Source organism: Burkholderia sp. 22313 (assembly GCF_052045245.1).
Lineage (GTDB): Bacteria > Pseudomonadota > Gammaproteobacteria > Burkholderiales > Burkholderiaceae > Burkholderia.
Window position 1 is genome coordinate 184,916 of the sequence record NZ_JBQEON010000007.1, and the last position, 12,511, is coordinate 197,426.

The window sequence follows — 12,511 nt, forward strand, 5'->3', positions numbered from 1 at the left end:
CGGATCATTTTCAAAGTACCGTTGGCGGGCGATAGTCGCCGATCAGGCGACGGCCCGTGCCCATCCGGTGCGCGGGCCGCCGTGCGAACGGCGCTGCCCGGCGCCGTCCCCGAGGAGCAGGATATGACGAAGAGACACTGGATCGGCTCGTACGGCTCGATCCCCGCCGAGATCGATCCCGATCGTTTTCCTTCCGTAACCGCGCTGCTGGACGACGCGATGCACCGCTTTGCCGAGCGTTCCGCGTTCCGCGCGTTCGGCCGCACGCTCACCTACGCCGACGTCGACCGCCAGTCGCGTGCGCTCGCCGCGTACCTGCAGCAGGTCGCCGGCGTGCGCAAGGGCGATCGCGTGGCCGTGATGCTGCCCAACGTGCTCGCGTTTCCGGTGGTGTTCGTCGCGGTCGCGCGGCTCGGCGCGATCCAGGTCAACGTCAACCCGTTCTACACCGCGCACGAGCTCGAACACCAGCTCAACGACGCGGGCGTCGAAGTGGCGGTGGTGTGCGGCGGATCGATGGGCACGTTCGCCGACGTGGTCGGCAAGACGCGCATCCGCACTGTGCTGAGCGTGGGGCGCGGCGATCTCGGCGTCGTCGATGCACCGGCCGGCGCGTGCGAAGCCCTGCCGCGCGGTTCGCTCCCGCTCGCGGACGCGCTCGCCGCAGGCGAATCGCTGGCATTCGAGCCGGTCGCGCTCGGCGGCGGCGATCTGCTGCTGTTGCAGTACACCGGCGGCACGACCGGGCTGTCGAAGGGCGCCGCGCTGTCGCACCGCAACCTGGTCGCGAACATCGAGCAGTTCGGGGCGATCGTGCCGGCCGCGCGACGGCCGGGCGAGGAGGTCGTCGTCACGGCGATCCCGCTGTATCACATCTTCGCGCTGACGGTGAACTTCCTGTCCTACTTCGCGATCGGCGCGGCGAACTGGCTCGTCGCGAATCCGCGCGACATGGACGGCTTCATCGACGTGCTGAAGGAAGCGCGGCCGTCGGTGTTCGTCGGCGTCAACACGCTGTATGCGGGGCTCACCGGCCATCCGCGGCTGAAGGAAGTCGACTGGTCGCGGCTCAAGCTGTCGGCCGGCGGCGGCGCGGCGGTGATCGACGTGATCTCCGCGCGCTGGAAGGCGGTGACGGGCAACTTCATTCGCGAAGGGTACGGGTTGTCGGAAACGTCGCCGGTGGTCACGTTCAACCCGCAGTCGATCGATGCGTTTACGGGCACGACGGGCCTGCCGCTGCCGTCGACCGACGTGAAGCTGCTCGACGACCAGGACCGCGAGGTGGCGATCGGCGAAGCGGGCGAGATCTGCGTGCAGGGGCCGCAGGTGATGGGCGGCTACTGGCAGAAGCCGGACGCGAACGCGGCTGCGTTTACCGCGGACGGCTACTTCCGCACCGGCGACATCGGCGTGTTCGACGCGGCCGGCTTCCTGAAGATCGTCGACCGCAAGAAGGACATGATCATCGTGTCGGGCTTCAACGTGTACCCGAACGAGGTGGAAGCGGTCGCGACCGCGCTGCCGGGCATTGCCGAATGCGCGTGCATCGGCGTGCCGGACGAACGCACCGGCGAGGCCGTGAAGCTGTTCGTGGTGCTCGCGCCGGACGCGGCCGTGACCGAGGCGGAGATCGTCGCGCATTGCCGTGCGAACCTCGCGGCCTACAAGGTGCCGAAGCTGATTCGCGTGGTCGAGCGGCTGCCGAAGTCGACGGTCGGGAAGATCCTGCGCCGGGAACTCAGCCGCGCCGACTGATGGTGCCGACACGCCGCGCGCCCGGCGGCGCGCGGGCGGGTGCGTCGCAAGCCGAGAAAGCCGAGAAAGCCGAGAAAGCCGAGAAAGCCGAGAAAGCCGAGAAAGCCGAGAAAGCCGAGAAAGCCGAGAAAGCCGAGAAAGCCGCGAAGGCCCCGAAAACCCGGCATGGGCCGCTCAAGTACAATGCGAGCGGTTCGATCGACGGGGACGCGATGACCGGTTCAGACTCACCTTCCGCCCAGCCCGGGCGTGCGTTGCCGTCGCCGAGCGCGACGGTGCCGATCTCGCTCGTCAACGGTTTCCTGGCGAGTGCCGGCGCGCAACGCGACGTGGTCGAGCGCTACCTGCGCGGTGCCGGCATCCCGCTCGAGCTGCTCGGCGAGCCGCATGCGCGCGTGACGGAAGAGCAGTTCTCGACGCTGTACCGCACGCTGGCGATCGACCTCGACGACGAGATGCCCGGCATCTTCTCGCGCCCGCTGCGCGGCGGCACGCTGAAGTACCTGTGCCTGAGCCTGCTCGATGCGCGCAACCTCGAAACGGCGCTGCATCGTTTCGGCCAGTTCTTCCATATCCTGCTCGACGACTTCTTCGTCGAAGCGAAGCGCGACGGCCTGGTCGCGCAGGTGCTGCTGCGGCCGAACCCGGCCATCGGCCCGATCGGCGCGCTCGGCCAGGAGCTGATGCTCAAGCTCGTGCACGGTGTGTGCTCCTGGCTGATCGGGCAGAAGATTCCGCTGCTGCAGATCGAGTTCGCGTGTCCGCGGCCGCGTCATGCGGTCGAGCATCTGTACTTCTTCACGGGCTCCGTGCAGTTCGACTGCGAACGCACGCTGATGCGTTTCAGCGCCGACTATCTCGACGCGCCGATCCGGCAGAGCAAACGCAACCTGCGCAAGTTCCTCGCGCGGGCGCCCGGCGACTGGATCTTCGAATCGTTCAGCGAACAGCGCGTGTGCCATCGCGTGCGGCAATACCTGTCGGCGGCGCTGCCCGACCTGCCGGTGATCGATCAGGCGGCCGAGCATCTGCATTGCTCGGTGCGCACGCTGAGCCGCCATCTGGCCTCGGAAGGCACGACGTTCCAGGCGCTCAAGGATGAACTGCGGCGCGACATCGCGATTCAGCGGCTGACCGATACGCTCGACACGATCGCGGCGATCGGCGCCGATATCGGCTTCGACGATCCGAGCGCGTTCCATCGCGCGTTCCGGCACTGGACGGGCAGTACGCCGGGCACTTACCGGCGGCGCGCGTAGCGCGGTCGATTCAAACCTCGCTCCCATAACCGGGATCCTTCGTGCGATCCCATGGATGGCTCCCCGTCGTGGCGCGCCATCGTGCGTGCCGCCGGTGTGCGGTTCACCGCTTCAACTGTCCGGTTTCGATCAGCTGCTGAAAGAAGTCGTTCATCGATTCGGCGAGCGGGCGATAGCGGATGCCGAGTTCGTCGCGGCTGCGGCGATTGTCCGCGCGCCACGGGAGCCCGATGTTGCGCGCGACGAAACGGCGCGTCACGCCCTGGTTCGCCAGCGGACCGACCAGCCAGACGAGCCATTTCGGCAGGATGCGCCGCGGAATCGGATAGTCGGCACCATATCGTTCGAGCAGCGTGGCCGCCATCGCCGGCAGGCTCGTGTTGTGACCCGACACGATGTAGCGGCCGTTCGCGCCGGGCGTGAACGCGGCGCGCACGTGCGCGTCGGCCACGTCGCGGACGTCGACCGCGCCCATGCCGAGATCCGGCACGCCCATTTTCATGGTGCCGTTGCCCATTTGCCGGACGATCTCGAAGCTCTCCGACGTCGCGTACGGGTTGATGCCCGGCCCGATGACGAGCGACGGGTTGATCGTCACGAGATCCCAGCGCGACTGCGCGCCGGCGATTTTCCATGCTTCGCGTTCGGCCACCGTCTTCGAATACGAATACGGCTGGTGTTCGAGCGACGAACTGGTATTCCAGATCGCTTCGGTGAACACGCCGTTCGGCACCGCGTCGAGATCGGCGTTGTCGCCGTAGATCGCCGCGCAACTGCTGGTCAGCACGACGCGCCGGACCGACGGCGTGCGGTTCACCGTCTCGAGCACGTTGCGCGTGCCGAGCAGCGCCGGGTCGACCAGCTCTTTCCGAGGATCGCGAACCGTGACGGTGAACGGCGACGCGGTATGGAATACGGTGCCGCAACCGGCCATCGCTTCCGCATACGAACCCGGTTCGAGCAGGTCGGCGCGGAAATAGCGGATCGTGCCGGGTTGGCCGGCCGCGATGCGCTGCAGATGCTTGAGCTTGTCCGGGTCGTCGGGATGGCGCACGGCGGCATGCACGGTCAGGCCGGCTTCGAGCAACCGTTGCACGAGCTGACCCGCGACGTAGCCGGTTGCGCCGGTCACCAGCACCGGCAGGTCGGTATCGATATTCAACATCCTGGGCTCCGTTGCGGAAGATGTCGAGCATGATGCCGCTTTTTCGCCGGCGGGTAACGCGCAAAGGGCTCTGATCGCCATGCAAGGTGCGCCGGGCATCTGGCGTCGATCCGGGGCGGCACGGCGGACTGCGGAAGGGGGCGGGATGATCGGGAGGACGTATGCCGGGTGGGGACGATGCGTCCGCTCCCGGCATCCTTGACGACAGGCAGAGGCGACGCGGCGCGGGAGCGGCGTGCTGCCCGCTCCACGCGCGTGGCCGCACTCAGGCCTTCAGTGCGCCGAAGATCTCGTTGAGCATCGACTTCGCGTCGCCGAACAACATGCGGTTGTTGTCCTTGTAGAACAGCGGATTGTCGACGCCCGCATAGCCCGAAGCCATGCTGCGCTTCATCACGATCGACGTCTTCGCCTTCCACACCTCGAGCACCGGCATGCCGGCGATCGGGCTCGACGGGTCGTCCTGCGCGGCCGGGTTCACGATGTCGTTCGCGCCGATCACCATCGACACGTCGGCTTCGGGGAAGTCGCCGTTGATCTCGTCCATTTCCAGCACGATGTCGTACGGCACCTTCGCTTCGGCCAGCAACACGTTCATGTGCCCCGGCATGCGGCCCGCGACCGGGTGAATCGCGAAACGCACGTCGACGCCTTTTTCGCGCAGCAGCTTCGTCAGTTCGAACACCGTGTGCTGGGCCTGTGCCACGGCCATCCCATAGCCGGGTACGATGATCACGCGCTTCGCTTCGCGCAGCAGCTCGGCCGTCTCCGCCGCGCTCACCGCGACCGCTTCGCCAGCCGGTTGCGCGGCGCCGCCGCCGGCTGCCGCCGGTGCGCCCGCGCCGCTGCCGAACCCGCCGGCGATCACGCTGATGAAGTTGCGGTTCATCGCGCGGCACATGATGTACGACAGGATCGCACCCGACGAGCCGACGAGCGCGCCGATCACGATCAGCAGGTCGTTGCCGAGCATGAAGCCGGTGGCGGCCGCCGCCCACCCCGAGTAGCTGTTGAGCATCGACACCACGACCGGCATGTCCGCGCCGCCGATCGCCATCACCATGTGCACGCCGAACAGCAGCGAGATCACGGTCATCACGACGAGCGGCAGCATGCCGTCCTGGATCGTTTCCGCATGCAGGAACGCGCGGCCGTAGTAGATCACGATCAGCAGCGCGGCCAGGTTCATCCAGTGCCGTGCGGGCAGCAGCAGCGGCTTGCCGCCGATCTTGCCCGACAGCTTGCCGAACGCGATGATCGAGCCCGCGAAGGTGATGGCGCCGATCAGGATGCCGACATAAATCTCGACCTCGTGGATCGCCTTCTCGGCACCGGCGAACTGCAGCGACGTGTCGATGTAGCTCGCGAAGCCGACCAGGCAGGCCGCGAGACCGACCAGGCTGTGCATCAGCGCGACCAGTTCCGGCATCTGCGTCATCTGCACTTTCTTCGCGGCGTACAGGCCGACCGCGCCGCCGACGACGAGCGCGGCGATCACGTACGGAATGCCCGCGGCCGACACGCGCGGGCCGAGCACGGTGGCCAGCACGGCGATCAGCATGCCGATCATCCCGAGCAGGTTGCCGCGGCGCGCGGTTTCAGGGTTGGCCAGCCCGCCGAGGCTGAGAATGAACAGGATCGCGGCGCCGATATAGGAGACGGTAGTCAGGTTGGAAGTCATTATTGTCGTCCCCTTATTTGCGGAACATCGCCAGCATGCGGCGCGTGACCGCGAAGCCGCCGAACATGTTGACGGCCGTGAGCGCGAGCGCGCCCACCGCCAGGCCCAGGATCAGCCCGGACGGACGGTCGCCGGCATTGGCCAGCTCGCCCAGCGGCGGTGCGACCTGCACGAGCGCGCCGATCGCGATGATCGACGAGATCGCGTTGGTCACGCTCATCAGCGGCGTGTGCAGCGACGGCGTGACGTTCCAGATCACCATGTAGCCGACGAAGCACGCGAGCACGAACACCGTGAAGTGCGACAGGAAGCTGGCCGGCGCGAACTGGCCGACCAGCAGGAACATCACCGCGCCGATCGCGAACACGATCGCGAGCGCCTTGGCCGACATCGGCTCGCCGCTGTGACCGTGGCCTTTCGACTTCGCGGGCGCGGCTGCCGCGGGTGCCGCCGCCGCGGGCTTGGGCGCGACGACCGCCTGCTTGATCGGCGGCGGCGGCCACGTGACGTTGCCTTCCTTGATGACGGTGAGGCCGCGGATCGCGTCGTCGTCGAAGTCGACGTTGATCGTGCCGTCCTTGCCCTTGCACAGCTCCTCGACCACGCGCAGCAGGTTGGTCGCATACAGCGTGGAAGATTGCCGCGACAGGCGCGACGCGAGATCCGTATAGCCGACGATCGTCACGCCGTGGCGCACGACGGCTTCGCCGGGCGCCGTCAGTTCGCAGTTGCCGCCCTGTTCGGCGGCCATGTCGACGATCACGCTGCCGGGCTTCATCGACTGCACCATCTCGGCGGTGATGAGCTTCGGTGCCGGCTTGCCGGGGATCAGCGCGGTGGTGATGATGATGTCGGCATCCTTCGCCTGCTGCGCATACATCGCGCGCTGCGCCTGCTGGAAGCCTTCGCTCATCACCTTCGCGTAGCCGCCGCCGCCCGAGCCTTCCTCTTCGTAATCGACCTTGACGAACTCGCCGCCCAGCGACTTGACCTGATCGGCCACCTCGGCACGCGTGTCGTTCGCGCGCACGATCGCGCCGAGGCTGGCGGCCGTACCGATCGCGGCCAGGCCGGCCACGCCGGCGCCGGCGATGAACACCTTGGCCGGCGGCACCTTGCCGGCCGCGGTGACCTGCCCGTTCAGGAAGCGGCCGAACGCATGGGCGGCCTCGATCACCGCGCGATAGCCGCTGATGCCGGCCATCGACGTGAGCGCGTCCATCTTCTGCGCGCGCGACAGCGTGCGCGGCAGCGAGTCGATCGCGAGCACCGTGGCGCGCTTCGCGGCCAGCTGCTGCATCAGTTCGGGGTTCTGCGCGGGCCACACGAAGCCGATCAGCGTGCCGCCTTCGCGCATCAGCGCGACTTCGTCGGCGCTCGGCGGGCGCACCTTGAACACGATGTCGCTGCCGGACCAGAGCTCGGCCGCCGTGGCGGCGACGCTCGCGCCCGCCGCACGGTAGGCGTCGTCATCAAAGTTCGCGCCGGCCCCGGCACCGCTTTGGACGGCGACCGAAAATCCCAGCTTGATCAGTTTCTCGACCACTTCGGGGACGGTCGCTACGCGCCGTTCGCCGGTGGCTGTCTCCAGAGGAATCCCAATCTGTAATGTCATATTGTGAAAGATGGGTGATGGCCATCGCGAAGCGCTCGGGCCGGTGGGTCACGGTAACAGAATCGTGTGCGTGTTTAGTGGCATGAGCGACGGTTTGCGTTAAAAAAGGAACGATCGTTCGCTGAGTGCGAACCGAGTATGCCCGACAGCGACGGTGCCATCGAGGGGGTGACGGCGTCGAGCAGATCTTCCGCCGGATGTTGTGTTTTATCCACGCGCGGCCAACATCGCGTCGCCCGAATGGAGCTCGACGATGCGGCCGGACTGCCGCTTTCATGGGGACGTCGACATCGGCGATTCGCGCTGGCGTTGAATCGTTGCCACGCTCGCGGGCACGATCCGGCCGGTCCGGACACGCATGTCTTCCATCGACAGCAGCCTGCAACAGTCCAGACCGACCGGTTGGTCAATGTCGGGCCGCCTTTCGTCAGAACAGTCGGATTAATTCAGCAGGCACCATATCGCGAGGAACGGCGCATCGCCGGACCGCATCGCATGCAGCGCGCCCGGCGGGTTGTGGATCCCGCCGCCGATCCCGGGATCGAACCACGCGCCGCCTTGCTGCCGGAATTCGCCGGCGCTCAGGAGTACGTATGCTTCTTCCGGCGCATGGCCATGATCCGGATACCTGACGCCGGGCATCATCAACGAAAAGCCGAGCTGAATGTCGTCGCGGCTTTCCGCCCCGCCGGGGCCGCAAATCATCCCGTTCACGTGCCCGTCGATGTAGTTCGGGCTGCCATCCCTGCCCGACGTGCGACGCGTCCAGCCGACCACCGGCTCGAGCGACTTGAGCAGTTGCGCGACGGTGGCGAACGTCGGATCGATGCGCGCGACCGACGCGAGCGCCGGATCGAGCCAGTCGCATGCCGGATATCGGACCGCGTTGCGCACGCCGTTATCCGACGGCTGTTGCAGCCGCGCGAAAACGTGCGGTGCGAACGCGCGCGCGGCGGGGGGCAGCTTGTCCGACTGGAACAGTTCGCCGGCGAGCCGGACGAAATCCGCGATGTGCTTCGGGCGTTCGCGCATCCTGGTTCGTGCTCCCGCTTTCACTTGCATTGACGAGAAGAAAGTCTACGCAGAAACGCATCGGTCCGGGCAGCGAAAAAGGGCGGCCGATTTGGCATCGGCCGCCATGGTCTTGCCGCAGCGATCAGGCTGCCGTGATTCGCGTTGCGACCCGACGGGCCGACGCGCTTCGGGAAGGCGATGCTGCGGGACTCGCCCGTGTTGTCGGCTTCTCCGCGGATATTCACATGCGCGCCGGCTGCGCCGGGATCCAGCGTGCATTGCGCGTCCCTCGTTTCGCCCGCCGCTTCGACCCCGCCTCCGCGCCTGTCCGGCCGGCATGCCGATTGCGCGTCGTTTTCACCGAAGCCGGCGCCTTCGAATCCCGGCCCGGACGCCCGTTTCCCCCATCCTCCCGCCGCATCGCGTGGCCGGTTTTGTCACCATATGGGCCGGATATGACAATGGGAAACCGCCGGCGCGGCATTACGATGGGTCACGACGTCGCCTGGTGCTGGCCGGTTTTGCCGCAGCCGCCCGGGTCGCGCGCCTCATTCACCGCCTGATTTGGAACATCGACCATGAGCTATAACGCCCCTGTCAAGGACATGCTGTTCGTGCTGAAGGAACTCGCGGGCATCGATACCGTTGCGCAGCTGCCGGGCTTCGAGGAAGCCGGCTACGACACGGCGCAGGCCGTGCTCGACGAATCCGCGAAATTCTGCGGCGAGGTGCTGGCGCCGCTGAACGTCGAGGGCGATCGCAACCCGAGCAGCTGGAAGGACGGCGTCGTGACCGCGACGCCCGGCTTCGGCGCCGCGTTCCGCCAGTTCGTCGAAGGCGGCTGGCAAGGCCTGCAGCACCCGTCCGAATACGACGGCCAGGGGCTGCCGAAGCTGATCGCGACGCCGTGCATCGAAATGCTGAACGCATCGAACCTGTCGTTCGCGCTGTGTCCGCTGCTCACCGACGGCGCGATCGAGGCGCTGCTGACGGCCGGCACCGACGAACAGAAGCAGCGCTACGTGCCGAAGCTGATCTCGGGCGAATGGACGGGCACGATGAACCTGACCGAGCCGCAAGCCGGTTCGGACCTGGCGCTGGTGCGCTCGCGCGCCGAGCCGCAGGGCGACGGCACGTACAAGGTGTTCGGCACCAAGATCTTCATCACGTGGGGCGAGCACGACATGGCGGACAACATCGTCCACCTGGTGCTGGCACGCACGCCGAACGCGCCGGAAGGCGTGAAGGGCATTTCGCTGTTCATCGTGCCGAAGTTCCTGGTCAACGAAGACGGCTCGCTCGGCGCACGCAACGACGTGCACTGCGTGTCGATCGAGCACAAGCTCGGGATCAAGGCGAGCCCGACCGCGGTGCTGCAATACGGCGATCACGGCGGCGCGATCGGCTACCTGATCGGCGAGGAGAACCGCGGCCTCGAATACATGTTCATCATGATGAACGCCGCGCGCTTCGGCGTCGGGATGCAGGGGATCGGCGTGGCCGACCGTGCGTACCAGAAGGCGGCCGAATTCGCGAAGGAGCGCGTGCAGAGTCGTCCGGTCGACGGGTCGGCCAAGCAATCGGTGACGATCATCCATCACCCGGACGTGCGCCGGATGCTCGGCACGATGCGCGCGCTGACCGAAGGCGCGCGCGCGCTCGCCTACGTGGCTGCCGCGCACAGCGACATTGCCCACCGCCATTCGGACGAGGCGACGCGCGCGCGTCATCAGGCAATCTACGAATATCTGGTGCCGGTCGTGAAGGGCTGGAGCACCGAGATGGTGAACGACGTGGCGAGCCTCGGCGTGCAAGTGCACGGCGGGATGGGCTTCATCGAGGAAACCGGCGCCGCGCAGTACTACCGCGATGCGCGGATCCTGGCGATCTACGAAGGCACGACCGCGATCCAGGCGAACGACCTGGTCGGCCGCAAGACGCTGCGCGACGGCGGCGCGGTCGCCAAGGCGCTGATCGCCGAAATCGGCGAGACTGTCGCGGCGCTCGGCAAGCTGGATGGCGTGGCGGCCGCGTCGATGAAGGCGCAACTCGAGAAGGGCGCGCGCTCGCTGTCGACGGTGGTGGACTACGTGCTGGCGAACGCGAAGCAGGACCCGAACGCGGTGTTCGCGGGCAGCGTGCCGTACCTGAAGCTCGCGGGCGTCGTGCTGTGCGGGTGGCAGATGGCGCGCGCGCTGCTGGCGGCGCAGGCGAACCGCGCGAGCGACACGGCGTTCTTCGAGGCGAAGATCGCGATCGCGCAATGCTATGCGGAACACGTCCTCGTGCAGGCAGGCGGGCTCGAAGCGTCGATCGTCGGCGCGAAGGGCAACGAGAGCGTGCTCGCGTTGACGGAAGACCAGTTCTGACCGTGACGGTCGGGGCGCAGGAGGAGACAGGATTTTGACCACACAGGACTTGCTCGCGCAATACGGCCCGCGCGAATCGATGGAATACGACGTCGTGATCGTCGGCGGCGGCCCCGCCGGGCTGTCGGCCGCGATCCGGCTCAAGCAGCTGGCTGCCGAGAAAGGCACCGAGATCGGCGTGTGCGTGCTCGAGAAGGGTTCCGAGATCGGCGCGCACATCCTGTCGGGCGCGGTGATGGATCCGCGCGCGATCAACGAACTGTTCCCCGACTGGAAGGAACGCGGCGCACCGCTCGACGTCGAGGTGACCGAAGACCGCTTCCTGTTCCTGTCCGAGAAGAGCGCGGTCACGACGCCCAACTGGGCGCTGCCCGCCAACTTCCAGAATCACGGCAACTACGTGATTTCGTTGGGCAATGTCACGCGCTGGCTTGGCCAGCAGGCTGAGGCGCTCGGTGTGGAAATATTCCCGGGCTTCCCGGCCGCGGAGATTCTCTACAACGACGACGGCTCGGTCAAAGGCGTCGCCACCGGCAACATGGGCGTGGGCAAGGACGGCGAGCCGACCGAGAACTTCCAGCTCGGCATGGAGCTGCACGCGAAGTACACGCTGTTCGCCGAAGGCTGCCGCGGCCACCTGGGCCGCCAGTTGATCTCGAAGTTCAAGCTCGACGCGAACGCGGATCCGCAGGCGTACGGGATCGGCATCAAGGAACTGTGGGAAATCGATCCGGCCAAGCACAAGCCGGGCCTCGTGATCCACACGGCCGGCTGGCCGCTGAAGTCCGATACGTACGGCGGCTCGTTCCTGTATCACATGGACAACAATCAGGTGGTGGTCGGCTTCGTGGTGGGCCTGGGCTATACGAACCCGTACCTGTCGCCGTTCGAGGAATTCCAGCGCTACAAGACGCACCCGTCGATCCGCGCGTTCCTGGAAGGTGGCAAGCGCGTGTCGTACGGCGCGCGCGCGATCACCGCGGGCGGCCTGCTGTCGCTGCCGAAGACGGTGTTCCCGGGCGGCGCGCTGATCGGCGACGATGCGGGCTTCCTGAACGCATCGCGGATCAAGGGCAGCCACGCGGCGATCAAGACCGGCATGCTGGCGGCCGACGCCGCGTTCGACGCGGTGCAGGCCGGCCGTCAGAGCGATGAACTCAATGCCTACCCGGACGCGTTCAAGCAATCGTGGCTGTACACGGAGCTGTACCGCGCACGTAACTTCAAGCAGTGGATGGCCAAGGGTCTGTACCTGGGCACGCTGATGGTCGGGCTCGAGCAGAAGGTGATGGGCGGCAATGTGCCGTGGACGCTGCACCACAAGCATGCGGACCACGAGACGCTGAAGCCGGCGTCGCAATGCACGCCGATCGAGTATCCGAAGCCGGACGGCAAGCTGACGTTCGACCGGCTGTCGTCGGTGTTCATCTCGAACACGAACCATGAGGAGAACCAGCCGGCGCACCTGACGCTGAAGGATGCGAACGTGCCGGTGAACGTGAACCTGCGGACCTACGCGGGCCCCGAGGGGCGCTTCTGCCCGGCGGCGGTGTATGAGTTCGTGAAGAACGACGACGGCAGCGATCGCCTCGTGATCAACGCGCAGAACTGCGTGCACTGCAAGACCTGCGACATCAAGGACCCGACGCA

At 66.9% G+C, this 12,511-nt stretch carries 8 protein-coding genes; 4 read left to right on the forward strand and 4 right to left on the reverse strand.

Annotated features, from left to right (window positions below):
- Nucleotides 1-123: 123 nt before the first annotated feature.
- Together ACTJKF_RS08675 and ACTJKF_RS08680 are read left to right on the forward strand one after the other, a co-directional pair.
- Nucleotides 124-1,758: an AMP-binding protein gene (locus ACTJKF_RS08675; protein ID WP_440623144.1), complete on the forward strand. Its 1,635-nt coding sequence runs from the start codon at nucleotides 124-126 to the stop codon at nucleotides 1,756-1,758.
- Nucleotides 1,644-3,017 carry an AraC family transcriptional regulator gene (locus tag ACTJKF_RS08680; RefSeq protein WP_440623145.1) on the forward strand — a complete coding sequence of 458 codons (1,374 nt, stop codon included), beginning with the start codon at nucleotides 1,644-1,646 and terminating at the stop codon, nucleotides 3,015-3,017. The genes ACTJKF_RS08675 and ACTJKF_RS08680 overlap by 115 nt, the downstream gene beginning before the upstream one ends.
- A gap of 103 nt (nucleotides 3,018-3,120) precedes the next feature.
- Here the strand turns inward: ACTJKF_RS08680 and ACTJKF_RS08685 are convergent, their stop codons facing one another.
- The 4 genes from ACTJKF_RS08685 to ACTJKF_RS08700 all read right to left on the reverse strand — a co-directional run bounded on the left by ACTJKF_RS08685 (nucleotide 3,121) and on the right by ACTJKF_RS08700 (nucleotide 8,510).
- A complete protein-coding gene (locus tag ACTJKF_RS08685; protein ID WP_440623146.1) occupies nucleotides 3,121-4,182 on the reverse strand; it encodes an NAD-dependent epimerase/dehydratase family protein in 1,062 nt (353 codons plus the stop codon).
- Nucleotides 4,183-4,447: 265 nt separating this feature from the next.
- Nucleotides 4,448-5,863: a Re/Si-specific NAD(P)(+) transhydrogenase subunit beta gene (pntB, locus tag ACTJKF_RS08690; protein ID WP_440623147.1), complete on the reverse strand. Its 1,416-nt coding sequence runs from the start codon at nucleotides 5,861-5,863 to the stop codon at nucleotides 4,448-4,450.
- Between the two features lie 13 nt (nucleotides 5,864-5,876).
- Nucleotides 5,877-7,478: a Re/Si-specific NAD(P)(+) transhydrogenase subunit alpha gene (locus tag ACTJKF_RS08695; protein WP_440623148.1), complete on the reverse strand. Its 1,602-nt coding sequence runs from the start codon at nucleotides 7,476-7,478 to the stop codon at nucleotides 5,877-5,879.
- A 441-nt stretch (nucleotides 7,479-7,919) separates the two neighbouring features.
- Nucleotides 7,920-8,510: a dimethylsulfonioproprionate lyase family protein gene (locus ACTJKF_RS08700; protein ID WP_440623149.1), complete on the reverse strand. Its 591-nt coding sequence runs from the start codon at nucleotides 8,508-8,510 to the stop codon at nucleotides 7,920-7,922.
- Between the two features lie 560 nt (nucleotides 8,511-9,070).
- Between ACTJKF_RS08700 and ACTJKF_RS08705 the strand changes: the two genes are divergently transcribed.
- Complete coding sequence (locus tag ACTJKF_RS08705) at nucleotides 9,071-10,861, forward strand: acyl-CoA dehydrogenase (RefSeq protein WP_440623150.1); 1,791 nt, start codon at nucleotides 9,071-9,073, stop codon at nucleotides 10,859-10,861.
- A 79-nt stretch (nucleotides 10,862-10,940) separates the two neighbouring features.
- Nucleotides 10,941-12,511: 4Fe-4S dicluster domain-containing protein (locus ACTJKF_RS08710; protein ID WP_440623158.1), on the forward strand; the 1,571-nt coding region annotated here is incomplete at its 3' end.